At 69.2% G+C, this 25,900-nt stretch carries 20 protein-coding genes; 7 read left to right on the top strand and 13 right to left on the bottom strand.

Translation table 11 applies throughout. The features are described 5' to 3' along the window. The first annotated feature begins 461 nt into the window (after positions 1–461). On the top strand, positions 462–1,865 hold the full coding sequence (locus BUC15_RS14605) for an aldehyde dehydrogenase family protein (RefSeq protein WP_073189603.1): 1,404 nt from the start codon (positions 462–464) through the stop codon (positions 1,863–1,865). Here the strand turns inward: BUC15_RS14605 and BUC15_RS14610 are convergent. Next, positions 1,840–2,865 carry an alpha/beta hydrolase gene (locus BUC15_RS14610; RefSeq protein WP_073189605.1) on the bottom strand — a complete coding sequence of 342 codons (1,026 nt, stop codon included), beginning with the start codon at positions 2,863–2,865 and terminating at the stop codon, positions 1,840–1,842. The two genes, BUC15_RS14605 and BUC15_RS14610, sit on opposite strands and share 26 nt — an antisense overlap. Before the next feature lie 12 nt (positions 2,866–2,877). Beyond that, entirely contained in the window at positions 2,878–3,087 is a 210-nt protein-coding gene (locus BUC15_RS14615; RefSeq protein WP_073189607.1) for a DUF3073 domain-containing protein, read from the bottom strand. A gap of 281 nt (positions 3,088–3,368) precedes the next feature. On the opposite strand from BUC15_RS14615, the gene BUC15_RS14620 reads away from it, so the two are divergent. Beyond that, positions 3,369–5,582: an NADP-dependent isocitrate dehydrogenase gene (locus tag BUC15_RS14620; protein ID WP_073189610.1), complete on the top strand. Its 2,214-nt coding sequence runs from the start codon at positions 3,369–3,371 to the stop codon at positions 5,580–5,582. Positions 5,583–5,674: 92 nt separating this feature from the next. On the opposite strand, the gene BUC15_RS14625 is transcribed toward BUC15_RS14620, so the two are convergent. The 10 genes from BUC15_RS14625 to purF all read right to left on the bottom strand — a co-directional run bounded on the left by BUC15_RS14625 (position 5,675) and on the right by purF (position 17,028). Beyond that, positions 5,675–6,646, bottom strand: coding sequence for a WxL protein peptidoglycan domain-containing protein (locus BUC15_RS14625; protein ID WP_073189612.1), 972 nt, complete (start codon positions 6,644–6,646; stop codon positions 5,675–5,677). 3 nt (positions 6,647–6,649) lie between these two features. After that, positions 6,650–8,029, bottom strand: coding sequence for an HtaA domain-containing protein (locus tag BUC15_RS14630; RefSeq protein WP_073189615.1), 1,380 nt, complete (start codon positions 8,027–8,029; stop codon positions 6,650–6,652). Next, positions 8,022–9,335 carry an HtaA domain-containing protein gene (locus BUC15_RS14635; protein WP_073189618.1) on the bottom strand — a complete coding sequence of 438 codons (1,314 nt, stop codon included), beginning with the start codon at positions 9,333–9,335 and terminating at the stop codon, positions 8,022–8,024. Before BUC15_RS14635 ends, BUC15_RS14630 begins: the two co-directional genes overlap by 8 nt. Continuing rightward, positions 9,332–10,504 (bottom strand): hypothetical protein, encoded by a 1,173-nt coding sequence (locus BUC15_RS20030; protein WP_073189620.1) that lies wholly within the window; start codon positions 10,502–10,504, stop codon positions 9,332–9,334. Before BUC15_RS20030 ends, BUC15_RS14635 begins: the two co-directional genes overlap by 4 nt. Further along, a complete protein-coding gene (locus tag BUC15_RS14645; protein WP_073189622.1) occupies positions 10,501–11,295 on the bottom strand; it encodes a heme ABC transporter ATP-binding protein in 795 nt (264 codons plus the stop codon). The genes BUC15_RS20030 and BUC15_RS14645 overlap by 4 nt, the downstream gene beginning before the upstream one ends. Beyond that, positions 11,292–12,398: a FecCD family ABC transporter permease gene (locus tag BUC15_RS14650; protein WP_073189625.1), complete on the bottom strand. Its 1,107-nt coding sequence runs from the start codon at positions 12,396–12,398 to the stop codon at positions 11,292–11,294. Before BUC15_RS14650 ends, BUC15_RS14645 begins: the two co-directional genes overlap by 4 nt. After that, a complete protein-coding gene (locus BUC15_RS14655; RefSeq protein WP_073189627.1) occupies positions 12,395–13,429 on the bottom strand; it encodes a heme/hemin ABC transporter substrate-binding protein in 1,035 nt (344 codons plus the stop codon). Before BUC15_RS14655 ends, BUC15_RS14650 begins: the two co-directional genes overlap by 4 nt. 201 nt (positions 13,430–13,630) lie before the next feature. Next, complete coding sequence (locus tag BUC15_RS14660) at positions 13,631–14,281, bottom strand: biliverdin-producing heme oxygenase (protein WP_217652265.1); 651 nt, start codon at positions 14,279–14,281, stop codon at positions 13,631–13,633. Positions 14,282–14,563: 282 nt separating this feature from the next. Next, entirely contained in the window at positions 14,564–15,604 is a 1,041-nt protein-coding gene (gene purM / locus BUC15_RS14665; RefSeq protein ID WP_073189631.1) for a phosphoribosylformylglycinamidine cyclo-ligase, read from the bottom strand. Next, the gene (gene purF / locus BUC15_RS14670) at positions 15,601–17,028 is read right to left on the bottom strand and encodes an amidophosphoribosyltransferase (RefSeq protein ID WP_073189634.1); all 1,428 of its coding nucleotides are present in this window, start codon (positions 17,026–17,028) and stop codon (positions 15,601–15,603) included. Before purF ends, purM begins: the two co-directional genes overlap by 4 nt. A gap of 80 nt (positions 17,029–17,108) precedes the next feature. Between purF and BUC15_RS14675 the strand changes: the two genes are divergently transcribed. The 4 genes from BUC15_RS14675 to BUC15_RS14690 are packed head-to-tail and all read left to right on the top strand — an operon-like array spanning position 17,109 to position 24,794. Further along, on the top strand, positions 17,109–20,513 hold the full coding sequence (locus BUC15_RS14675; RefSeq protein WP_073189636.1) for an FtsX-like permease family protein: 3,405 nt from the start codon (positions 17,109–17,111) through the stop codon (positions 20,511–20,513). Then, positions 20,510–23,161: an FtsX-like permease family protein gene (locus BUC15_RS14680; RefSeq protein WP_073189638.1), complete on the top strand. Its 2,652-nt coding sequence runs from the start codon at positions 20,510–20,512 to the stop codon at positions 23,159–23,161. The genes BUC15_RS14675 and BUC15_RS14680 overlap by 4 nt, the downstream gene beginning before the upstream one ends. Then, positions 23,158–24,114: an ABC transporter ATP-binding protein gene (locus tag BUC15_RS14685; protein ID WP_073189640.1), complete on the top strand. Its 957-nt coding sequence runs from the start codon at positions 23,158–23,160 to the stop codon at positions 24,112–24,114. Before BUC15_RS14680 ends, BUC15_RS14685 begins: the two co-directional genes overlap by 4 nt. Then, the gene (locus tag BUC15_RS14690) at positions 24,111–24,794 is read left to right on the top strand and encodes an ABC transporter ATP-binding protein (protein ID WP_073189642.1); all 684 of its coding nucleotides are present in this window, start codon (positions 24,111–24,113) and stop codon (positions 24,792–24,794) included. Before BUC15_RS14685 ends, BUC15_RS14690 begins: the two co-directional genes overlap by 4 nt. Positions 24,795–24,866: 72 nt before the next feature. Here the strand turns inward: BUC15_RS14690 and BUC15_RS14695 are convergent, their stop codons facing one another. Then, positions 24,867–25,271, bottom strand: coding sequence for a DoxX family protein (locus BUC15_RS14695; protein ID WP_073189644.1), 405 nt, complete (start codon positions 25,269–25,271; stop codon positions 24,867–24,869). A gap of 398 nt (positions 25,272–25,669) precedes the next feature. Between BUC15_RS14695 and BUC15_RS14700 the strand changes: the two genes are divergently transcribed. After that, the coding region (locus BUC15_RS14700) for a hypothetical protein (RefSeq protein ID WP_139280290.1) at positions 25,670–25,900 on the top strand (231 nt) is incomplete at its 3' end.

The raw sequence follows: 25,900 nt of genomic DNA on the forward strand, positions 1-25,900 counted from the left end.
CCGCTCGCTGATGGCCGAGGCTGCAACCCATGCCGGCCGCGACCCGGACCGGGTAAGCTTCGTCGCCGCACTGCGGATCACCCGCCAGACCCTCGCCCACCCGGGTGCCTTTCCCCCCTGACCAGCACGGCCGCGACAGCCCCGGCTGGCTCGACTTCCTACGCCGCCTGCTCCGCAGGCTCAACCCAGAGCGGCGGCGACGCGCAGCACCGCACGTCGTGAAGAGGAAGTACACCAAATGGCACGTCAAACGCGCCGCCCACGCCACCTGGCCCCAGCCCGGCGACACCACAACCATCCACGTCCAACGCTGTTAACTGAACGGTATTGGGCCTAACCCTCAGCTGGTTGGTGGACCGGGACGACCCCGGGTTGGACGCCGCCGTCGCGGCCGCGGCCACGGCTCTGGCCAGCCTCGCCGAACCGGGAGCCGACCCCGAGACGCCTGCGGGGGACGGTTCATGACTGCTGAGTCCGCCGCCGTCGACCCGTTGCGTCGGGCTTTCGAAAGCGGCCTGACACGCCCCTACCGATGGCGGCGTTCGCAGCTCCTGGAGCTACGTAGGATGCTGCTCGACAACCGCCAGGCCTTCGAGAATGCTCTTACCCAGGACCTGGGCAAGCACCCCGTGGAATCAGACATCACAGAGATCGGCGTCCTCGTCGGCGAGATCGACCACGCGCTGCGACGGCTCAAGCGCTGGATGCGACCAAGCCCCGTCCACATCCCACTGGCCCTCGCACCCGGCAGTGCCCGCATCGTCCACGAGCCGCTGGGTGTCGTCCTCATCATCGGCCCATGGAATTGCCCACTCCAGCTGATCCTCGCACCGCTGATCGGCGCGCTCGCCGCAGGAAACACCGCAATCATCAAGCCCAGCGAGATCGCGGCGGCCACCAGCGCAACGCTGGCCGATCTCGTGCCGCGCTACCTGGACCGGCGGGCGATCAGAGTCGTGGAAGGCGATGCCGACATCACCGGAAAGCTCCTTGAGCAGCGGTTGGACCACGTGTTCTTCACCGGGTCCGAGCAGGTCGGCCGGGTCGTCGCGGCCGCCGCCGCGAAGACCTTGACCCCAGTGACCCTCGAGCTCGGTGGGAAATCTCCGGTCTACATCGACGGCACCGTGGATGCCGCTGTCGCGGCCAGGCGCATCATGTGGGGCAAGCTTCTCAACGCCGGCCAGACCTGCGTGGCCCCGGATTATGTGCTCGCCACCCCCGCCACCGCAAGGGCCCTGATCCCCCACCTGCAACGCGCGGTCAGGCAGATGTACGGTACCGATCCGGAGTCCAGCGACGACTACGGGTCGATCATCACCGAGAAGCACACCCGTCGCCTGGCAGCCCTGCTGGAGGGCCAGCCGGTGTCATTCGGCGGAGCCGTGTCGGTACCGAAACGCTTTGTCGCCCCGACGGTGATCGACGGCGCCTCCCCCAGCTCGGCGATCATGCATGAGGAGATCTTCGGGCCTGTGTTGCCGATCGTCCACGTGCACTCAGCCGAGGAGGCGCGGGCCTTCATCCGGGCCCGCCCGAAGCCGCTGGCCACCTACGTGTTCACCCGCGACGGTGGGGTGCGGAAGGCGTTCGTGGCCGAGACCTCGTCCGGGGCGCTGAGCTTCGGGGCGCCAGCCGTGCATCTAGGCGCTCCGAAGCTGCCCTTCGGTGGGGTCGGTGCCAGCGGCGTCGGTTCGTATCATGGGAAGCACTCCTTCACGACGTTCAGCCACGCCAAGGCCGTTCTCGACAAGCCGCTGCATCCCGACTCGATGAGGTTGGCCTACCCACCCTACGGGGGAAGGTTGAAGGGCCTTCTACTCTGGCTCCTGACCGGGGTCAGGGGAGCGCCGCGATCTCGTTGAGGACCCGCACAGCCACCGTTCCAGCCGTGCGTGGGGCACTGGGCACGGCGTACGCCTCGAGGAATATCCGGAACTGGTCGAGCACCTCGGAGCGGACCGCCGGCCTCGAGAGCAGAAGGTCGTGCATCCCGTCCTCGATCCGTGAGAGCACCACCAGGTTGCCGAGTCGGCTGACCCTATCGGCGATCCGATCGACGTCCAGAACGGTGTCGGCTTTCAGCAGTGCCTCATCCCACGTTCGGCGAAAATCGGTGCGACGCGAGACGGCCACGAGCACGGGACAGTCGATGCTCAGCCCCGCCGCCACCCGGCTCTGGCCGTGCAGCACGGCCGCCATCCAGCCGAACCGCACGAGGAAGGCCGGATCGCCCTTGAGGTTGTGGTTGTAGACCCACTCCCCGTCGGCGTCGGCCGAGATCGAGCGACGGTAGAGGTCGCTTTCGCCCATGGGAACCGCCGCCGTCGGCGCCATCGCACGAGCGGCCGAGAACATGGTCTGGGTGGTTTGCCGAAGCATCGGGTTGGCCTGCAACTCCAGCCACGGTGAGTTGAGGATCAGTGCGGAGAACTGGCCCGGCCGCTCGTTGGCATATAGCGAAAGCACCAGCCCGCCGGTGGAGTGCCCCATGAGGACGATGTCCCGGTGGCCCTCGTCGCGCAGGACCGCGACTGCGGCGTCCAGTTCCACGAAATAGTCTTCGAGCTTGGAGACGTATCCGGCGAGCTGCTTCGGCCGCAGCGAGCGGCCGTAGCGACGCAGATCGAGCGCGTAGAAGTCGTAGCCCCACCCAGCCATGGCGTCACCGAGGTGCGTCTGGAAGAAGTAGTCGTTCCAGCCGTGGACGTAGAGGACCGCCCGGTTACCTGTCGGCTCGTTGCGGCGCACGAGCGTCGCAACCAGCGAATGCTCTGGCTCTAGTGCAACTGTCGGCTGTTCGGACAGATCGATCGTGAACTGTTCGTAGCCTCCGAGTTCGGAGTCAGGCCCCCAGGCGGTCACCAGCGTGCCACGTCAGGACGAGCGGCGCTCGTCACCGTCGTCGTCGTCGTAGTCCGCATACTCATCCGCCAGATCGGCGTAGGAATCTGGAACCTCGTCGATGCCGGTGGTGCCGGCTCCTCGAAGCTCTCGTTCCAATGATGCGAAATCGGTGTCTATCGGGCGATACTTCAGATCGCGAGCCACCTTGGTCTGCTTCGCCTTTGCACGGCCGCGCCCCATATCGGGTCGACCCCCTTGCCTTGTCCCTCGCGGACCTGCCGCGGAATCTGTCAATAACTCGTGGGGTACAGGCTACCCAATACCGCGGGTTACTCCAAAGCCCGCAGGCCACGGCGCGGCGCGCCTCGACCACGCGTCGCCCTCGACAGCCCGGCGGGACTCACCCCCGGACCCTCACCCTAACGCCAGGGCACGCCCACGCCATGGACCGGGACCGCCCCCACACACGGCCCGGTCGGTAAGCTGTCCGCAAACCAACACTGAGGAGTCGAAACACGACAATGGGAAAGATCATCTACACCCTCACCGACGAGGCACCCCTTCTCGCGACCTTCTCGTTCCTCCCCATCGTCAACGCCTTCGCCGGCCAGGCAGGGGTCGACGTCGAGACGCGCGACATCTCGCTGTCTGGCCGCATTCTGGCGCAGTTCGCGGACCTTCTCCCCGAGCCACAGCAGGTCGCAGACACCCTGACGGAGCTTGGCGAATTGGCCAAGACGCCCGAAGCGAACATCATCAAGCTGCCCAACATCTCGGCCTCGGTGCCCCAGCTGAAGGCGGCCATCGCCGAACTCCGGAGCCAGGGGTTCGCGATCCCGGACTACCCGGAGGATCCGACCAGCGCCGAGGAGAAGGACCACCGCGCCCGGTACGACCGCGTGAAGGGTTCGGCCGTCAACCCGGTTCTCCGTGAGGGCAACTCGGACCGTCGCGCACCCGAGTCGGTCAAGAGCTATGCCAGGAAGAACCCGCACCGCATGGGCGCCTGGAGCCCCGACTCCCGCACGTCGGTCGCGACGATGGAGGCCGACGATTTCCGACACAACGAGCAGTCCGTGGTGCTGCCATCGGAGGACACGCTGACCATCGCCCTGAAGACGGCCGACGGCTCCGAGAAGATCCTCAAGGAGGGGTTGCGGGTCCTCGCCGATGAAGTGGTCGACGCGAGCGTGCTCAGCGCCTCGGCACTCGACGCCTTCCTCGTCGAGCAGGTCGCAAAGGCGCGCGAGACGGGTGTCCTGCTCTCGGCGCACCTCAAGGCGACGATGATGAAGGTCTCCGACCCGATCATCTTCGGCCATGTGATCAGGGCCTTCTTCCCAACCGTCTTCGAGCGCTACGGCTCGGATCTGGCCGCTGCGGGCCTATCGCCCAATGACGGGCTGGGCGCGATCCTCGCCGGGCTGGACGCGTTGCCCAACGGCGCCGAGATCAGGGCCGCGTTCGAGCAGGGCCTCGCCGACGGCCCGGAACTGGCGATGGTGAACTCCGACAAGGGCATCACGAACCTGCACGTCCCCTCCGACGTCATCGTCGATGCGTCGATGCCCGCGATGATCCGACAGTCGGGCCACATGTGGGGCCGCGACGGCCAGGAGGCCGACACCCTCGCGGTGATCCCCGATTCCTCCTACGCTGGCGTCTACCAGGCCGTGATCGAAGACTGCATCGCAAGCGGCGCCTTCGACCCGCGCACCATGGGCACCGTGCCGAACGTCGGGCTGATGGCACAGAAGGCCGAGGAGTACGGCTCGCACGACAAGACGTTCGAGATCGACCGCGACGGCGTGGTCGAGGTCCGCAACGCCGCAGGTGAGGTGCTGATGAGCCATGCGGTGTCGGCCGGGGACATCTGGCGCGCCTGCCAGACCAAGGACGCCCCCGTCCGGGATTGGGTGAAGCTCGCCGTCACCCGCGCCCGTGCGACGGGGTGGCCGACCGTGTTCTGGCTCGACCCGGAGCGGGCCCACGACAGGAACATTGCCGCGAAGGTCGAGGCGTACCTGGCCGATCACGACACCGAAGGGCTCGACATCCGGGTCCTGAGCCCGGTCGAGGCCACGAAGCTGTCGGTGGAACGGATCCGGCGCGGCGAGAACACCATCTCGGTGACGGGCAACGTGCTTCGCGACTATCTGACCGACCTGTTCCCGATCCTCGAGCTCGGCACCTCCGCGAAGATGCTTTCGATCGTCCCGCTGATGGCTGGCGGTGGCCTGTTCGAGACCGGGGCGGGGGGCTCGGCGCCAAAGCACGTGCAGCAGTTGGTCGCTGAGAACTACCTGCGCTGGGATTCCCTCGGTGAGTTCCTCGCCCTCGCCGCTTCGTTCGAGCACCTTGCGGCGACGCAGGACAACGCACGCGCCGCGATCCTGGCGGCGACTCTCGACAGGGCCACCGGCACCTTCCTCGACAACGACAAGTCCCCCACCCGTCGGCTCGGCGGGATCGACAACCGTGGTTCCCACTACTTCCTGGCCCGCTACTGGGCTGAGGAGTTGGCAGCCCAGACCGAGGACCCCGCACTGGCAGCGGTCTTCGCTCCGGTCGCTGCAGCCCTTGCCGATGGGGAGGCAGACATCGTGGCCGAACTGGTCGGGGTGCAGGGCAACCCGGTCGACATCGGCGGCTACTACCGGCCCGACGAGGACCTGACCGCGGCCGCGATGCGTCCCTCATCGACGCTGAACTCGATCATCGATTCGCTCAGCTGAACGACGTTCGAAGGCCCGGTCTCTGGGAAGAGACCGGGCCTTCGGCATCGACCGCGGTGACGATGAGGCACCGGGGAACGTTCGAGCGATCCTCAGTCGTCGGACGGGGCAGTTGCCACCTCTGCCGGATCTACCCATTGCCACGACCTGCGCCCCCTAAGTACCCCGAGCACGACGGCGCCGGCCACCAGTAGGGCCAGGATTCCGAGCCAGCCCCAAGGCACGAGCCACAAGCTGGCCTCTGCCGTGACCGGGGCCCCCGGGGACCCGTCAATGCCCTCGGGAACCACCTCGACCGACACCCGCGTCGGCCCGAGGGCCCAGACCCCTTGCACGCCGAGCGACAATGTGAGGGTGCTGCCGGGCAGCGTCTCGGCGGTTTCCCGTGTGACGGTGGAGCGCCCCAGACCGCCCGGCCCTGCGACGGTGATCGTCTCACGTCCGAAGGCCCGCGCGGTGCCGTCGTTGGTGACGGTGTAGCTCAGGTCGAGCGCGACCGGCGCGAAGGGGTTGATCGCCGGTTCACCCGACACCAACAGGTCGCCGACCGAGAGCGACGTGATCAACTCCCCCGGCACCCGGACGTGGATCCGGGTGGCGAGGCGGCGTTCGAGTTGGACGGTGCCTTGCGTCTCTTCCGAAAGGGCGGTGACAAGCCCACCGGCATAGTCCCCCGGCGGGGCATCTGCCGGCACCACAAGCGTGAAGCCGACCTGTTTCTCCTCACCCGGGGCGATCGTGACGGAGTCGACCGTGGGGCTCACCCAGGCACCTACGCCGACCGGGACCGATTCGGAGGCCTGCAGGTCGAGTTGCCCGGAAGAGGTGGTGAACGCGTCGGCCGCGTAGACCTGGAGCAGCAACGCTTCGGTGCCGGAGTTGCCGACGACCCACGTGTCCTCGACGACCTGCCCAGGGCTCGCCTCGTAGACGAAGTTGGGGCGCGGGGTCCCATCGTCTCCGACCGCGACCGTCCAGGAGATCCCTTCGTCGCCGTGCGCGACGACCCCGGGAACCGAGGCGATGAGTGCGGCCAGGAGGCCGACGAGGACACGGGGACGCATGGCTCAGCCCACCGCCGTCAGGGTCAGCTTCGCGGCGTAGTTGCCCGCTGGCGTGGAGCCGGGAGCGACCAGGGTGAGAGCGGCCTTCAGCGTCGCCGCAGACGTCGAACCGGAACCGAGCGTGGAGGAAACTCCCAGCCCGGGGCTGTTCGGCGTAACCGCGGCACCGACCTGCGCGGTGCCAGAGACCAGCGCCGGGGTCCACCCGAGAGCAGACGCCGGGATGCTGCCGGCCGTCGACGTGAACGCGCCGAGCTGACCATTGACGGCCCAGGTGCCGCCCACGCGGGTGTCGGAGACCGTGACTTCGGGCAGCTGGCCCGAGGCGGTGAATCCGGCTGCCGAGGAGACGGCCTCGCCGAGGTTGGCGTTGCCGGAGACCGTAAGCTTCAGCACCCCAGGCTCCGGTGTCGAGCCCTCGGGGACCACCACCGTGACGTCGACATTCTCACCTTCCGATGGCTCTGGTTCCGGTTCGGGCGCCTCGGTGGCGTCCCAGGCGATGTTGATCGGGGCCGCGATCTTCTTCGGGTCGGCGCTGCCGCCCGAAGAGTACCAGTAGGCGGCCTGGCCGGTTTCTTCGTGGAACTCGACGAAGTCCTGCGGGAAGGAACCGGCGTTCACCCCAGTGGTGACCTGGCCGGTGATCCCGGTGAGCACGACCCCGAGGTAGTCGGGATTGATGGTGAGGCCGTCCTCACTGAGCGAAACCCCGCTGAGGTTGGCGAGGGTGACCTCACGTTCGGTCAGGACACCCCACTGGCTCATGTCATCCATCGACGTCCCGTAGCCTCCGACGGTCGCCTTCAACGTGCCCTTGCCGTCGGCGGAGACCGTCAGCGTGGGGTCGGAGGCGTGCCAGTATGTCATCCCGCCGTAGAAGGCCGAGGTGAAGCTGCCTTCCCAGGAGACGGTGGCGGTGCCTGCGTCGAGGTCCACCTGACCCTCGCCACCGGTGAACTGCACGCGGTTGTTGGTGGAGCTGCCCGGGGCCGGGGTGACCGCTGTGCCGGCCGCGTTGAAGCACTTGGTGTCCCAGGTGGGGGCCACTGGGCCGGAGGCGCCGTCCTTGAGGATCGAGACGTTGCCTTCGACCGCGCGGTAGAAGTTGTCGCCGGATGTCCATGGGCGAGACGATCCGGTGTTGCCCGCCTCGCCAGCGGAGAAGAAGTTGCAGCCTCCGAAATAGGTGCCGCCGCCGGCCTCCTGGCTGAGCGCCCAGGTGAGGGTGACGTCGTCGACGCTCTGCGGCGCCGCCTCGGCCATGGAGACACCTCCGATGGCCAGGCCTGTTGCGAGGGCACCCGCCAGGAGGGTGCGCTTGTGGGTGGGAAGGGGCATGGTTTGCCTCCAGGTGTTGAGGATGGTGATCGGGTCAGTCACGGTTGTGTCTGGACCATGGCAGGACGAACCAACGTCGGCGGAATCCGACGAAGGCGGTGGTCGACAGCGCCACCAGCGCGGAGGCCGCGGTCACGAAGCGTGCCCGTGGGTCCTCCAGCACGGCCGCGGCCGCCGGGATGAGGCCCCGCACCCCTGCCTGAAGTGCATCAGGCGTGGTCGCAGGGTAGTCGGAGCCCGTCTGGGTACCCGACGGGTTAGGGGCCGCAACGGCGGGGGCCGCTCCGGTGGCCGGGGTTGCGGTGGTGGCGGTGGTGGTAGAGGAGTTGGTCTTCGGCGTCGAGGCACCGCTGGCCTGCGGGGTGGCCGTCTGATTCGACGTGGTCGTCTGATCTCCGCGGGGAGGGTCGACCGGGACGCCTCCGTCCACTCGATCCGCCGCAGACCAGCTGACCCCGAGGAGGGTCGGCGGCTTGGCGAAGTCACGGAGGCCGCCGGTCGAATACCAGTAGGCGGCCTGTCCGACGTCGTTCTGGAAGTTGATGAAGTCCTGCGGGAACGAGCCCCAATCGGGGCCCTCCCGATCCTGGGCCGCCGCACTTGAAGCGGTCGTGACGGCGAGGCCACGGTATGCGGGGATGGCGGTGAACCCGAGGACGCCGCTGAGGTCGACATCGCTGAGCGTGGCCAGCGTCACGGTGCGCTCCGAGAGGGGCGCCCAGGTGCCCACGTCCTCCCTCGATGAGGCGAAGCCACCCGCCGTGGCGGTCAAGGTGCCAATCCGTCCGCTCACCTTCAGGATCGGGTCGCTCAGCCAGAAGTATGACAGCCCACCGTAGGCGGCGACCGTGACCGTGCCCCGCCAGCGGATGGTCGCTGTCCCTGCACCGGGATCGAGCGCTCCCTCACCGTCGGAGAACACGAACCGGTTCCCGGTTCCGTAGTCGTTGCCCGCGGTGGTCACCCTGCGCGGGGTCGACCCGCGCTCATCGTTGCAGCGGTTTGCGAAGTCCGCCTGCTTCCAGGCTTCGGCCGAGGTCGGCTTCTCGATGGTCACGTTGCCGTCCCGTGAACGGTAGAGCCCGTCGTCCTCGCCCCAGACCCTTGACGACCCCGCGTCACCCGCCTTGCCTGCTGACAGGAAGTTGCAGCCGCCGAAGAACGCACCCGAGCCGGCTTCGGCGTTGACCGCCCAGCTCAGGACGGCGTCGTCGACGGTGCGTGGCCCGCTGGGGGCGGCGCTGGTGGAAGGGATCCTCACCGACACGTCGACGTCGTCGGCTTGAGAGCCGAGGGGGACCAACGCCAGCACAGCGGCCACGGCGAGGAGACGGTGGAGCAACTTCATCTTGCAGCCCCCGGCCGCGCGACACGCACCTTGCCGCTTCGTTTCGCCCTTCCGCGCCGCACGATCGCTGTGACAAGGGAGGAGATCACGAGAAGCAGCAACACCGCCGCGGCACCGCCGACCGCGATCGTTGCCACGCGCCATCCGTCGTGCGTCTGCTCGACCTGGGCGGCGCCCGCGCTGGCGGTGGCGGGATCTGCGAGCACCGACAGTGTCGCCTCGGCGACCCTGCCCGAGCCGGCCGCGGTCAGGGTCACCGTGTGGCTCCCCGCACGCATGTCGACCGGCAGCGTGATGGCTCCGGCCACCTCACCGAAACGGCCCGCCGTCAGCGGTCCGACCCCCGCGAGTCCGGCCCCGACCGTCGCGACGACCTGTTCGCCGGCGTCGAAGCCCTGGCCGGTGAAACCCAGCACCCGCCCGGCCTGAACCGTCGCCTGGCTCAGCCCGAGCGTCGCCGGTACCTCGGGCGCGGGCGACCCCGAGGCCGACGGCGAGGCGGCGGCGGCCGCAGGTTGTGCCGCGGTCGACTGGCTCGAGGCGCTCTGCCCGCTCACCGATCGCTGGGTCTGCGCCTGGCCGACATCGGACTCAGAGGTGTTCCCCGAACCGAAACTGATGGGGGTGAAACTCTCGTTGGCCGCGTTGACGACCCCGTGGGCGCCCACCGTGATGATGCCGCACTGGACCTGCAGGCAGTCGATCTCCTTGGAGTTGCCGGAGCGGTCCTGGGCGGTGAACCGGGGCCCGGGAACCGTCAGGTTGAAAGCGAGCGTGCCGTCCTCGGACACCGTCCCCCCGTTGGCCGAATCGCCCGTCGACGAGCCCGGAAAGGAGATGAAACGCTGATAGCCCTGGTTGCCTTTCGATTCGCTGTCCGGCACATAGAGAAGTTCGGCCCCCGTCCTGCCTCCCCGGCTGGGCTTCCACGACCCTCCAGCCGGGTCGGAGACCCAGCCGAACATGACGTAGATGCCGCCGAATGCGTTGGGCAGCGCCTGGAATCCGGAGCCGGTCACCTGGAAGGTCGTCGGCCCGTCAGTCGACGCGCGGGCGCCCCCTTCCGACGAGGAGATGCTCAGCCGGGGCGCGGCAGTGGCTTGTTGCGCGGGCGCCAAGGTGAGCGCGGCCAGGGTCGCGGCGAGGAGAGCAGCCTTGGCGCGTTTCATGCGACCACCCTCCGCTGCGCATCGCCGCGGACAGGCAGCACAACCGGGTCACCGGTGACCGGGTCCGGGATGACGCTGACCTTCTGCCGGTAGACCCGCTCAAGCAGCTCAGGGCGGAGGACATCGCGAGGTGGTGCGTCGGCCACCACCCTTCCGCCGTCCAGCAGGACGAGCCGGTCGGCGTAGGCGCCCGCCAGCGACAGGTCGTGCAGAACCACCACGACCGCCACCCCCTGATCTGCCCGGTGACGCATCTGCGAAAGCTCCATTTCCTGGTGTCTGAGGTCGAGCGCGGCGGTCGGCTCGTCGAGAAGCAGCACCGCAGTCTCCTGGGCGAGTGCACGGGAGAAGGCGATGCGCGACGACTCGCCACCCGAGAGGGTCGTCACGCGGCGCAGCGCGAACCCGGGGGTCTCCGTCAGGCGCATCGCCGCCGCCACGACGTCGTCGTCGCGGATGGCTTCCGCCGTACCGTGCCAGGGCGCGCGTCCCATGCGCACGACCTGCTCGCCGGTGAACGCGAACGCCACCGTCGCCCGCTGGGTCTGCACGGCCCGCACTCGCGCTGCTTCGAGGCCCACCCACTGGGCAAGCGGCCGGTCGAACAACTCGACGGTGCCGGCAGCCACCGGAATGTCGCCGGTGAGCGCCCCCAACAGTGTCGACTTACCTGCCCCGTTGGGCCCGACGAGGGCGACCAACTCGCCTGGTTCGACGCTGAGGTCCACGCTGCTGAGGATCGAGGCGCCGCCGAGGGTGACGTCGACCCCGGTCGCGCTGACGGCGCTCACGCCCAGCCCCCCGCGCCGCGCGAGGTGCGTCGGATGAGCCAGAAGAAGAAGGGTCCTCCGACCAGGGCGGTCAGCATGCCGATCGGCAGTTCGGCGTAGGCGACGAGGGTTCGGGCCAGCAGGTCGGCCGCGAGCAGCAGCACGGCTCCCCCGACCGCGCTGACCAGCAGCAGCCAGCGGTGACCGGGGCCGAGCACCATCCGGATCAGGTGCGGCACGACGAGGCCGACGAACGAGATGATCCCGCCGAATGCGACGGCCGCGCTCGTGAGGACCGCGACCAGGACGATGGCGGTGCGTCGCAGGCGTTCGACGTCCACTCCGAGGTGCCCTGCAGGTCGCTCACCGAGGCTGAGCAGGTCGAGTTGTCGGGCGAGGCGCAGGGCCAGCACCGTCCCGATGATCGCGATAGGAGCAACGATCGCCACCTCCGACCAGCGCGCGCCGTTGAGGCTGCCGAGCTGCCAGAAGATGATCTCCTCGCGCGATGCAGTGTCGCCCAGGAAGACGAGAAGGGCCACGATCGCGCCGCAGACCGCGTTGATCGCCACCCCGGTCAGCACGAGGGTGACCACCTCGGTGCGCCCTCCCCGTCGTGCCGTGCGGTAGGCGAGCAGGGTAGCGATGAGCCCGCCGATGAAGGCGGCCACCACCAGCGTCCAGGGGCCGAGCGCGGCGAATCCGAACACGATCACGGCGCAGGCGCCAACCGCGGCTCCGGACGAGACCCCGATGACCCCCGGTTCGGCGAGCGGGTTTCCGAAGACGCCCTGCATGAGCACGCCACCGACGGACAACGATGCGCCGACCACGAGCGCCAGCGCCACCCGCGGGAACCGGACGGTCCAGAGGGCGGCTTCGGCGTAGGTGGACGACGGCGCCATCCCGACGTCGAGGCCCAGGCGGCCGAGGATCGAGCCCAGCACCTCCGTCGGGGTGATATGGAGTTGGCCTCTGAGGGCGGAGACCATGGTCAGCAGGATCAGCGCGACGGTCAGCCCGGTCACGAGCGCGACGGGCAGCCAGGCTTTCGGGGGTTCGGGGAGCGCCTCAGAAGGGTCTTCGAAGGCGGCGGGTCGGGTTTCGAGGTGGACGGCGCTCACAGGTCGACCCCGTAGAGGGCGCCAGCCAGGGCCAGCATCACTTGGGGGGTGGCCGACCCGAAGGTCAGGACCTGGCTGTCCGCCATGTCGACGATCCGCCGGTTGTCGCCCGCGGGGGTCTCGGCGAGCGCCGGCAACTGCTTCAGCAACCCGTCGACCCCGCCGACGGATTCGAGCCCGCTCGTCATGACGAGGACCACGTCCGGCTGCGCGGCGACCAACGCCTCGTCAGTCATCGGTTTCATCCCGGTGACGCCGACCTCTGAGGCCACGTCGATCGCGCCGACGGCCTCGATGAGCGAATCGGCCCCGGACCCGTCACCGAAAAGGTAGTAGGTCCCCGATTGGCCACGCAGGTAGAGGAAGGCGATGCGCAACCGGTCGCCATCGGGGGCGATGGCGTCGATCCGGGCGGTGGCCTCGTCGATCTGTGTCCTGGTGCGTTCGGCCAGTTCCTCGGCGGGCCCCGGCATTCCGACGGCAGCCCCGACCTGGGTTGTGATGTCGTCGATGTTTTCCATGGTGCGGTGCGCGTCGACAACGACGACGGAGACCCCTGCGTCGCGCAGTTGTTCGATGACCGCCCAGGGGCCGAGGCTCGTGTCGGTGATGATCAGCGTAGGCGCCAACTGCAGGATGGCTTCGGCATTCAGCTCATGGCCCACGGGGGTGACGAGAGGACGGTCGGCGATCTCGGGGAAGGTCGACGAGGTGTCGCGGCCGACGACCCGGTCGCCCAGGCCGAGTTCGAAGACGATCCGGGAGGTGGTGCCGTAGAGGTCGAGGGCGAGGATTCGGCTCGCCTCGTCGACGGTGACCGAGGTTCCCTGCACATCGACGACGGTCGTCGGAAGCTGAGGCTGCGGGTTCTGCTCGACGGGGTCAACGGCGGCCGTCTCGACGCTGGCGGTCACGGGTCCGTCGAGACCGTGTACCTCCTCGGCCGTTCTTGCCGGGGTCTGCGCGCATCCCGCCAGAGCCATCAGGCCCACAGCCAGAAGGGCCCTCAAGGGTGTCGCCAGAGCGGTCATGCGGCAGGTCTCCTGTCGAACGGTGACCGGCCTTTTAGGTTAGGCACGCCTTAGCTGGATTTACCAGACGCTAGTGTTGCCTATTCGGGCGGGTGGCGGCAAACCGTCTCACAGACAGGGATCTCGGGCATAGAAAAACCCCGGAGGCCCGACGCGAGGTCGGCTCTCCGGGGCAGCTCCCCTCGATAAGCGTCCGGGGACTCAGACGGCGAGGCCTTCCAGGCCTGCGAAGACCGCCTGGTTCAAGCGGAAGGCCACGATCGCCTCGGCGACCACCCGGTCCTGATCGGCCTCACCCAGGGGTGCGCCGTCGAGCGCCCGACGGTAGCGATCCTTGTAGGGCTTGACCTTCTCGATCGTCGCGAAGTCGTAGAAGGAGATCCCCGGCGCACCCGCTGCGAGCCCGAGGGCCCGTCCGAAGATCGAGCCGAGGGCCTGACCGCCGGAAAGGTCCCCGAGATATCGGGTGTAGTGGTGTGCGACAAGGGCGGGCGCGCTGGCGCCGATCTCACGGATCCGCGCCGCATACGCCTTGGCCTCGGGCAGGATCTCAACATCCCCCTCCCCCGGAGCCGTCAGCGCAGCCAGGTCGGCCTGCAACGTCGCCAGTCGCTCCAGGGCGGGATCATGGAAATGCCGGAAGACGGGGTCGTCGGACAGTGAACGCGAGGCCTCTTCGAGTGCCGCGTAGACCACCACGAGTTGGGCGGTGAGGTTGCGGAGGTCGGCCCTGTCGACCTGCCCGGCTACCAGGCGGGCCATGAAGGGGCTGTGCTCCGCGCTCTCATGGACCTCGCGGGTCTCGTCTCGGAGTCGGGCGGCGAGGGGGGTCTGGACGAGTTGAGCGGTCACGGTCACTCCTGTCGGACGCTCAGGTTAGCCATGCCTAACCTGAACACTGAAACGAAGTATTGCTGACAATCGATCGTGACACAAGTTTGCTCACAAGGTGTCTCCATCTTCGAGACGCCCGGTCTCCAACAGGCCTGTCTAGGGTGTGACCTTGAGCACTATCCCGGACTCGATGGTCTTTGGAACGTTAAAAGAGCCCATTTCGGCCATCGAACCCCGGATAGTGCTCAAAGCCCAACCTGCACCGCGCCCATCGCGGCGCGCACGCCTAGGTAGGGGCGCCTAGACCAGACGGGCCGACCCGGCGCCTTCAGAGGCTTCGACGACGCCCAACTGCCAGGAGTGCACCTCGCGCTCCTGCAGCGCGGCCAACGCGCCCTCGACCTGGTCCTGCGGCAGGATCGCGACCATCCCGACGCCCATGTTGAGCGTCGCGTCGATGTCGGCCTGCGACACGTCACCGACCTGCTGCACCAACTGGAAGATCGCGGGCGGGGTCCAGCTGGAACGCTCAAGCACCGCCGTCATCCCGTCCGGGATGACGCGGGCGAGGTTGTTTGCCAACCCACCGCCCGTGATGTGGCTCATGGCGTTCACCTTGACGCGCTTGATCAGGTCGAGCACGTCGAGCGCGTACACCTTGGTCGGCTCGAGGAGTTCCTCACCCAGGGTGCGTCCCAGCTCGTCGACGTGCCGGTCGAGTGACCATCCCGCCTGGTTGAGCAGCACGTGCCGCACGAGCGAGTAGCCGTTCGAGTGCAGGCCCGACGCCTTCATCGCGATCACCGCGTCACCGACCTCGACCCGGTGGGCGCCGAGGATCTCATCCTTTTCCACGACGCCGGTGGTGGCGCCTGCGATGTCGTATTCGTCGGGGCCGAGCAGCCCGGGGTGCTCGGCGGTCTCGCCACCGATGAGGGAGCAGCCCGCCGCGACACAGGCGTCCGCAATCCCCGACACGATCGCCGCGATCCGCTCCGGGACGACCCGACCGGTAGCGATGTAGTCGGTGACGAACAACGGCTCGGCACCGCAGACGACCAGGTCGTCGACCAACATGCCGATCAGGTCGAAGCCGATGGTGTCGTGCTTGTCCATGGCCTGCGCGATGGCGACCTTGGTGCCGACCCCATCCGTCGACGAGGCGAGGACGGGGTGCCGGAAGCTCTTGAGCGCCGACGCGTCGAAGAACCCTGCGAAACCGCCGAGGCCTCCAAGCACTTCACGACGGCGGGTTCGGGCCACGGACGCCAACATCAATTCGACGGCGCGGTCACCGGCCTCGATGTCGACGCCGGCCGCGGCGTAGGCACTCTGGTTCACTTCGACTCCTCCAGGAACAGCTGCTCGGCAGCCGGTGGGATGGCGATTGGGTATTTGCCGTCGAAACAGGCCCGGCACAGCTGTTCGGCGGGCACCTTCGTGGCCTCGGTGAGGCCTTCGAGCGAGATGTAGCCGAGCGAATCGGCGCCGAGCGAGCGGCAGATCTCGTCGACGGTGAGCCCGGGCGCAATCAACTCGGCACGCGTGGCGAAGTCGATGCCGTAGAAACACGGCCACTGGACCGGGGGAGACGAGATCCGGACGTGGACCTCCTTCGCGCCGGCCTCCCGCAGCATCCGCACCAGCGCGCGCTGCGTGTTGCCCCGCACGATCGAGTCGTCGACGACGACGAGCCGTTTGCCTTCGATCACCTCGCGCAACGGGTTGAGCTTCAGCCGGATGCCGAGTTGGCGGATCGTCTGGCTCGGCTGGATGAAGGTGCGCCCGACGTAGGCGTTCTTCACAAGCCCCTGACCGTATGGCAGGCCTGAGCCCTGCGCATAGCCGATCGCCGACGGGGTGCCCGACTCGGGCACCGGGATCACCAGGTCGGCGTCAACCGGATATTCCTCGGCGAGTTTGCGCCCGATGTTGACGCGGACGGCGTGTACCCCGTGACCGGCGATGGTGGTGTCTGGCCTTGCCAGGTACACGTACTCGAAGATGCAGCCCTTCGGCTGCGAGTCCGCGAAGCGCTGGGAGCGCAGCCCCCGCTCGTCGACGGCGATGAACTCACCCGGCTCGATCTCACGGACGAAACTGGCCCCGACGATGTCGAGCGCAGCCGTCTCTGAGGCCACGACCCAGCCGTTGGCGAGTCGTCCCAGGACCAGAGGCCGGACCCCTTGCGGATCACGGGCCGCATACAGGGTCCGTTCGGTCATGAAGGTGAAGCAGAACGCACCCTTCAACCTGGGCAGCACCTTCATGGCCACCGACTCGAGCGACTCGTCCCCGAAGCTCGCCATGATGGCGGTCACCAGCGACGTGTCGTTGGTCGAGTCCATGGTCTTCTTCTCGGGAACCCGCTCCGCCGGGGCGAGCTCCGCAAGCCAGGCCTCAAGCTCGTGCGTGTTGGTCAGGTTGCCGTTGTGCGCCAGCGCCAACCCGCCCTTCGCCGTCGCTTTGAAGGTGGGCTGCGCGTTGTGCCAGACGGAGGCGCCGGTGGTCGAGTAGCGGGTGTGGCCGATGGCGAGCCGACCAGGCAACGACTTGAGCGTCGCCTCGTCGAACACCTGGCTGACCAGGCCCATGTCCTTGTAGACCATGATCCGCTGCAGGTTGCTGACCGCGATGCCCGCCGACTCCTGGCCGCGGTGCTGGAGCGCGAAGAGACCATAGAAGGTCAGTTGGGCCACATCCTCCTCGGGGGCCCAGACACCGAATACGCCACATTCTTCCTTCGGGCCTTCGAAGCTCTGCACGCGGTAACCCTACCCTGTCGACCGTCGGTGAAGAACGCTCGCGAACCACCGGTGAGCGGCGAACACTAACATGGCTGCCCATGACGACATGGGGCGGTTTGGCGCAGAGGCGCCTCAGCGCCGCGCAAGGGCTGGTCGCCGTCCTCTTCGGCGTCGTCATGCTGACCTCCGCCATCCTGGCCGGCTCGCTCGGCAACTCCGGCCTGCTGGCCGCCCGAGCCGTCTCCGCAGCCCTCAGCAACCCCATCTCTGGCGACGCCGGCCTACAACTCCAGACGAGGATGGGAGACCTCCCCGCCGCGCAGGACGACCTGGTCCGATCGACGCTGACCAGCAGCTTCGCCCCCATTCCCATCACCGTCTGGACGTCCTCGGTCAGCGAGCCGAAGGAGGCCAGCGTCGACGGGGAATCGCTGGCCGGCCGCGTCCGACTGGCAGCCTCGCCTCAGCTGACGCCCGACAACCTCAAGCTCACCGACGGCGCCTGGCCCGACGGCGACACCGGGGCTGCGCTGCAGCGCGACGCCGCCGGGCGACTCGGCCTCACGGTGGGCGATGTCATCGACGTCAGCGGGGTCAGCCTCACCGTCACCGGCCTGTGGGAGGCGGAAGACCCGGCCGCGGCGATGTGGCTCGGCGACCCGTTGATGGGCTCGGGGGTCGACGGCACCACGTTCGGCCCGCTGGTGGTCGCGCCCGAGGTCGTCGCGGCCAGCGGCTCGCCCTTCCTGCGCTGGGTGGTCGCGGTCGGGAAGGTCAAGCCGTCCCAACTCTCCCTCCTGGCCGAACGCGCGCAGAACGCAGCCAGAGCGGTCAAGGAGGCCGACGTGTCGGGCCGTGGCATCGTGGTCACCGGCGACCTGGGCCCGACGGCGGCACAGGCCGCGCGCGACTCGGCCAGCGGCGACGCGTTCGGCTTCCTGCCGGTTTCGGTGCTGATCCTGGTCGCGATCGTCGGCCTTGGACAGGTCGCGGCGTTGCTGGCCCGTGCCCGTGAGCCGCACGATTCGCTCCTCATGGCGCGCGGGGCAGGGCTGCGCCAGGTGCTGGCGGTCTCGCTGGCCGAATCGCTGGCCGTGTCGCTACTCGGGGCCGGAGTCGGCACCGGCATCGCGGCCGTTGTCATGCGGCTGGCAGCCGGGGACTGGGGCCAGAGCCCCACCGTGGCACTCGGCGGTCTGGCTGCGGCGCTCCTGGCGGTCGGGTGCCTCGCAGCGGTCAACGCCGCCTCCGCCGTCCGGATCCGGCGTGGTCATCAGCCGCGCAGCGACCGGGTGCGGGGGGTGGCCGGGGCGGCCCTCCTCGTCCTCGTGGCGGTACTGGCCGCGGTGGCGACCTGGCAGTTGAGGGCCGGCGACGGGTTCGTCCGGGTCGACGAGGACGGCCGGGTCCGGCTGGATGTGGTAGCCGCCCTCTCCCCCGCGCTCCTACTCGCCGCCTCGGGCGTAGTGGCGCTGGTGCTGCTCGCCCCGATCACGCGTCTCGCCGAAGTGGGGGCGCGGTCGCTCCGGTCGACCGGGGCGTGGCTGGCCGGTGCCCAGGTTTCGCGCGGGCTGTTGACGCACGCCGTCACCGTCGTATTGACGGTGCTGGCGACCGGCACTGCCACCTTCTCAGCGCTGTTCGCGGGGACGGCGACGGGGCTCGCCGCCGATGTCGCGACCGTGCGGCAGGCGGCCCCGCTACGGGTCGCGCTCGAGGAGCCCGCCGACCCGGAACCGTTCGCGCTTCCCGCGGTCACGGACGTGCCTGGCGTGACGGCGACGGTGCCGGCCTGGCGCGAGGACCGGGCGCAGGTCGGCGACCTGCTCGTGCCGCTGGTGGCCGCCCCGCTCGACGCCCTCGGCGGGGTCGCCGATCTTCCGCCAGGCACCGCGCTTCCCGACGGCCTGGCCTCGGACGGGTCGCTGGGCATCCCGCTGCCGGCTGGGATCAAACTGAGCGTGCAGCTCGGGGCGGATGTGTCGCTCGACCCGTGGCAGTCCGCCAGCCTCGCGGCCTATCCGCAGCTGGCGCGGGCCAACGCAGAGGCGGCGGGGATCAAGAACCATGAGCTGACGGCAGAAGACCTGGAGGCGGCGTTCGCCCAGGACCTCACCGCCGTGTCGGTCGGCGTCATCCTGCAGGTCAGCGACCCTGCGACGGGCCTCACCGCCGAATACGCGACCGGGCAGGTGAGCGTGCAACCCGGACCGCTGCGCCACGACGCCAACTTCGGCAACCTCCGGCTCGACCCCGCCAAAGGTCAAGGTGCCACCACCGTCACGCTCCCCACCGACCGTCCCCTCGTCCTCGACGGCGTCCGGTTCCGCACCGTCGAAAGCCCGTGGAGCGACCGCACCGCCCGGTTCACGCTCGCCATCGCCGGAGACGGTGAGCCGCTGCTCGGCGCGGCCACCGCGGGGTGGGTCTCCGACGTCGCACTGCCCGTCGGCGATCTGCAGCCCTACGAAGAGGCGGAGCGTGAGGCTCAGCCTGCCACCGCTGAGGTCACGGAATTCGAGACAGAGGACGGCAGGCCCGGCCACAGCACCGTCACCAATGCTCCCCCACAGCCGTCAGCGGTGATCGACACCACCTCTGAACAGTGGGTGCTAACCAGCCGGGTCGGCCTCTCCGGCGGCGACGCCTCCTCCGACGTCAGGATCGTCTCGGTCGGGCCAGGACTCGCCTTCACCGGCACCGACCCACTTGGTGCCCACCACCCCACGGCTGCCTCGGCGCGGGCGGCCGTGCCCGTCGCGCTGACTCCCGAGACGTCGCGCGCCAGTTCGCTGGTCGTCGGTGACCGCGTCGATCTGGTCGCCTTCGGGACCCGGGTGCCCGGCGAGGTGGCGGCGATCACCGAGGTGGTGCCGTCGGCGGAGGGCGACCTCGGGATGCTGGTGGACTCCGTCACGCTCAGCCAGGTGCTCCTCGCCCGCGGGGCCGCGATGCCGTGGCCAGACGAAATGTGGGCAGGCATCGACGGCGACCCCGCGGCCGTGCGCGGAGCCGTCCAGGCACTGCCCGGTGTCGCGTCTGCCACGACGGCCACGGGTGCGACCGGCACCGCAGAGGTGGCCGCGAGCGCCCTATGGGTGGCATCGGCCTGCGCCGTCGCCCTTGCCGCGGCCGGGTTGGCCGCGTCCGCGGCGACGATGACGGCGACCCGGCGGCCCGAGGTCGCCGTGCTGCGGGCGCTCGGCATGACGCCGTCGGCGCAGGCCCGGAGCCGCGCCGTCGAGAACGGCGCGGTGCTGGCCCTCTCGACGCTGCTCGGGGTCGCCGCAGGCTGGGTCGTCGGCGGCGCCGTCGTCAGGCAGGCCGCATTGTCGGCCACGCTCGAGAACCCAGCCTTCGACGTTGCTCTCCGGTTCACCTGGCTGCCGTGGGCCGTCATCCTCGCCGTCGGCGCCCTTTCGGCTGCGGCGATCGTGGCGTGGCAGGCCGGGCTCGTGCGGCGCCAGGCGCGCGACACGCAATACCGTGAGGAGGTCCGATGATCTCCCTGCTCGCCCGCCAGTTCCGGGCCCGGCCCTGGCCAACCCTGCTGCTCGCCCTCACGGTCGCGCTGTTGTCGTTCGTGGCCGCGCTCATCCCCCGGATGGCGGCCGAACTCGACGACCGCCAGCTCGAACGCAGCCTCGCCACCGTCTCCGCGGTGCAAGGGGATGTGTCGGCGTTGTGGACCACCTACCGGATCGCGGCCCCCGGGGCGGCCGATCTCTGGGGGGGCCCGCGTGAGGCGACCGAACTGATCCGTGCCGCGCAGCCCGAACCGCTCAGGTCGCTGCTGCAACCCGCGCAGTTCGTCGGGAAGCAACCCGTGTCGGCCGCCTGGAGGGCACCGGAGGGCTCCCCCTACTTCGGAGTGAAGGCCGACATCCTGCTCGATCCCGACCTGCCCGACCATGCCGTCCTCATCGACGGCGCCTGGCCCGAGATCGATGACGACGATTCCCCGTTCCAGATCGCCATCGTCGATAAGTTCGCGGAGCGCGCGCAACTGGAAGCGGGAGACGAGGTGGCGCCGGGGCTGGTGGTCACGGCCGTCTTCCGTCCCCTCGACGGCGACGACACGCGTTGGGAGCACATCCCCTACGGCCGCGGCTACGCCGAGGCCAGCGATGCCGACCGGGGCCTGCAACTGCTCGGCGGCGTCTTCGTCGCGCCCGGGCTGGCCGCCGGTGACCCGTCGGCGCGGCTTCAGAGCCCCTTCTCCTACGACGTGTTCTTCGGGCTCGACTCGGGCGCGGTCGCCTCGCGACGGATCGACGTCTCCACGCTGGGTGCGCAACTGACGGGGCTCCTGGCGAAACGGCACTCGCCGGTGGTGCCGGGCGATGGCGGCGCCAACGACCCTGCGACCTTCGAGGGCAACCAGCCGATCTCGTTCCACTCCGACCTGAACGTGCTGCTCACCCGCCTGAACGCGCAGCAGCGCACCACGCACACGCTCGTCGGCGTCTCAGCAGTCGGGCCGATCGGGGTGGGCGTGGCGTTGGTGGCGCTCGGAGCGCAGTTGGTGGTCCACCGGCGCCGCTCCGCGACCGCGCTCCTGAGCGCCCGGGGGACGTCGCCGCGCCAGTTGCGGGGGCTTCTGGCCGCGGAGGGGATCGTATTCGGCCTACCCGCCGCGCTGGTCGGGCTACTCCTGGCCGGGGTCGTGGTTCCCGGGCCGACGGCGTGGTGGGGCTGGCTGGCGTGTCTCGCGATCGGCGTACTGCCCGCCGCCGCTCTCTCCTGGTCAGCCGGTTCCGGGCAGAGGGGGCGGCGCGAGATCGCCTCGGGCAAGGGCCGATGGCGCCTGGTGACGGAGGTGCTCATCGGCATCGCGGCCGCGGGGGCGACCTGGCGTCTGCTCAGCACCCGGGGTGCCCAGGGCTCAGGCGTCGACCTGCTCGGCGCCGCGGCCCCGGTGCTGCTGGCCCTCCTGGCCTGTCTGATCGTGCTGCGCCTCTACCCCGCCCCGCTGCGGTTGTTGCTCGGATTCTTCGCCCGCGGTCGGGGGTTCACCGGTTTCATGGGGGCCGCGCGGGCGCTGCGGGAACCTGCGGGCGGGGTCGTCCCCGTCGTCACCATTGTGTTGGGCACGACGCTCTCCGTGACGGCCGCGGCGCTTCTCGGCACCATCGCCGTCGGCACCGAGAGGGCAGTGTGGGCCGACAACGGGTCGACGGTCCACATTTCAGGGCCGCGCTTCTCGGATGAGACGGCGCAGCAGTTGCGGGGGGTGGACGGCGTTGAGGCGGTGGCTCTGGTGCGCCTGGCATCCGACAACTCCGCGCTCAAGATCGGGGCCGACGAAGCCCGCGTGCGGGTCTGGCTAGCCGACGCCGAGCTCGTCGACGCCTACGCCGCGGCGCGGGACGGATCGCCGCTGCCCGCCGGTCTCTTCGATCAAGCCTCCCCGGTGCCGGTGGTCCTCGGCGGCAGCGGGACGCGCACCTCGGGTGCAGGGACGCTGGCCGACGTCGGGGACGTGACGGTGGCCGGGCATCTGGGTGTGCTCCCAGGGGTCACCGACGAGACGGCCTGGGCGTTGGTCGCCACCGAAAACTGGCCAGGCGACAGCCTCCCTCCCGCGAAGACCGCGCTCATCGCCGCGGCCCCGGGCACCGACCTGGCTGCCTTGACGGCGGAGCTCTCCGACATCGTCCCGCAGGCCCGCATCACAACGGTGGAGGCCGAGTTGCGGGAGCTGCGCGAATCGCCGACGGTGGCCGGGCTCTCTGCGATCTTCATCACGCTCACCATCGTCACAGCCGTCCTGATGATGCTGGCGATCTTCACGGCTCAGGTCATGACCGCGGACGACCGCCGCGCCGCCGCCGCGGTGCTGCGGACGCTCGGGCTGCGGCCAAGGCAGTTGCGCACGCTCACGGCATGGGAGCTCGGCCCGGTGGTCGTCGTCGCGCTGCTGCTGGGCGCGGCCGTCGGAATCGGGATCGCGGCGCTGATGTTGGCGACGGTGGACTTCCGCGCGCTGACCGGCGGGTCGCTCGATCCCGCGTTGTACCTCGATCCGCTGTGGATCGGCGGGGTAGGCGTCGGTCTCCTGCTCGCGGCGGCGCTGGCTGTGGCCCTCAGCTCCTGGTTCGCCGGGCGCACCAACATTGCCCAGGAACTCCGTCTCGGGGAGGAACGATGAACGCAACTGCGAGGCGCGGCACCGGCGGGGTGCGGCGAAGCTATCCCGGCCCCGACATCTGGTGCGAGGATCTGGTGCGGATCCACACCACCGAAGGCATCGAGGTGCAGGCTCTCCAAGGGCTGAGCCTCACCGTCGATCCCGGCGAGGTGGTGGCCATCGTCGGCGCCTCAGGATCGGGTAAGTCGACCTTGCTCAACATCTTGTCCGGGCTGGACAAGCCCACCGGAGGCAAGGCGCGGGTCGCGGGCGAGGACCTCACCGCGATGACCCCTGGCCAGCGCACCCGCTTCCGCCGCGGCTCGGTCGGGTTCGTCTTCCAGCAGACGTCGCGCAACCTGTTGCCCTTCCTCAGCGCCGCCGAGAACGTCCAGGTCCCCATGCTGATCGGCGGGACGCGGGATCGTGCCGCCAGGTCGCTCGAGCTGTTGTCGCTGCTGGGGGTCGTCGACCTCGCCGACCGGATGCCCGGGCAGTTGTCGGGTGGCCAGCAGCAGCGGGTCGCGATCGCGACGGCGCTGGCCAACGCGCCGTCGGTGCTGCTCGCCGACGAACCGACAGGCGAGCTGGACGAGGTTCACTCTGCCGAGGTGCTCGACGTCATGCGCCACGCCGCCGAGTCGCTCGGGACCACCGTGCTGATCGTGACGCACGACCCGATGGTCAGCGACCACGTCGCCCGAACCATCCAGATCCGCGACGGCCGAACCTCGACCGAGGTGCTGCGGCGCACCGTCACAGACGCCGACGGCACCCGGGAGGTCGCCGAAGAGTACACGGTGATCGACCGCAACGGCCGCATCCAACTGCCTGCCGGGCACGTCAGGTCGCTGGGGCTGCACGAACGGGTCCGCCTCGAATTGGAACCTGACCACGTCGGCATCTGGCCGGGGACCGGTCACTCGGCTCCCTCCAGACGGGCCGCCACCGATGACGAGGAGGACCAGTCGTGAACACTCCCCCACGCCTCGCCGGTCGCGAACTGCACCGTCGCTTCGGCTCCGGCGACGCAGAGGTGAACGCCCTGATCGGCGTCGACATCGAGGTTCCAGCCGGGCAACTCACGGTCGTGACGGGGCCGTCCGGCTCCGGCAAGACGACCCTGCTGAACCTGCTGGGCGGGCTGGACCGGCCGAGCTCCGGCGAGGTCGTCCTGGACGGTTTCGAGGTGCTGTCGGCCCTGCCCGAGGACGACGTGCTCGCCACCCGCCGCGACCGGATCGGCTACGTCTTCCAGACGTTCGGCCTGATCCCCGTCCTCTCGGCGGCCGAGAACGTCGAGACGCCGCTGCGGCTCCGGGGCATGGACCCCACGGAGCGGGCCGGGCGGGTCGCCGCCATCCTAGAACGCGTCGGCTTGGCCAGACACGCTCGTCAACGCCCCCACGAACTCTCCGGCGGCCAGCAGCAACGCGTCGGGGTGGCGCGCGCCCTGGTCGGCGACCCCGACATCCTGATCGCCGACGAACCCACCGGCCAGCTCGACTCCGACACGGCGGCCACGATCATGGACCTGATCGTCGACCTCACGCACGAGAGGGGCCTGGCGTCGGTGATCTCGACACACGACCCCCTCCTGATCGCCCGAGCCGACCGGGTGGTCCGCCTCCTCGACGGCACCGTGGTCGGCTGAGCGGCGGCTCCAGACTCTGACGGTCACGTGCGCGGCGCCGTCGGCTTGTCTGGTCCGCTCGTTCGGCTGTGCCTACTGAGCGGATTCCTTCTTGGGGTTGCCCGTGGACAGGAACATCAGGAGTCCGCCGATGAGGCCGACGTTCTTGAGGAACTGGGTCTGCTGGCCCTTCCTCGCGGCGGGGTCGGATTCCTCCCAGAAGGCGTGCCCGCCGAGGGTCGTCGGCACTAGCGAGCCGATCAGCGCCAAGGCGGAGAGGCGCGGGAAGATCCCCAGGGCGAAGGTGGTTCCGGCGCCGACCATGACGGCACCGTTGAGCTTGACGACGGTCGCGGCTTCGCTGTCGTCGAGGGTGATGCCGACCTTGCCTCCCAACTTCTGGACCGCCTTTCCCCTGCCACCAGGTTCGCGCGCCGCGGACTGGCCGCCGTAGATGAGCACCGAGCTGATGGCGGCTCGGGCGAGGAACTTGATCATGCTGCACTCCTGGGGAGGGTTGGATGGGACGTGACTAGTCTAGGCAGGTCGTCCGGCTCGCTGGGCGGTCGCGCGCCGGTGGAGCCGCCTCGTGCGGTCGGTTGAGCCGCCTTGCGAGGGACGAGCAAGGCGTGGGCGTTACCACCTGGCACACGGTGCAGAATCCCGGCCTGCGCGTCGGTTGAGCCGCCTCGTGAGGGACGAACGAGGCGTGTCGAAACCACCCCGTGCACGGTGCAGAATCCGGACCAGAGGCTGTTGAGAGACTCCGAGACTTTGCACAGGAACCCAGCCCCGAACCCGCGTCCGACCACCCCAACCAATCGTTACCGTTTCGTTATCTTCCACGGCAGTCGGAGCGGGGGTTTCTGTCAGACCCTCCCGGAACAATAGAACACATGAACCAAACGATGCGGGAAGCTGGGCGGCAGGTCATCACTGCCGGCTACGACCAGACCCGCATCCTGGATGCCACCCGACAAGCCCAAACACTCTCCGAAACCCTCGAATGCATCGACCAGCTACAAGCCCAACTGGCCGGGTTGAAACTCCACATCATCTCCGAAGCGTTCGCCTGCGGCGCCACCACCGTGATCGACCAAACCCAAAACAGTGTCCGACACACCCCC

It is taken from the genome of Tessaracoccus bendigoensis DSM 12906, assembly GCF_900141915.1.
Lineage (GTDB): Bacteria > Actinomycetota > Actinomycetes > Propionibacteriales > Propionibacteriaceae > Arachnia > Arachnia bendigoensis.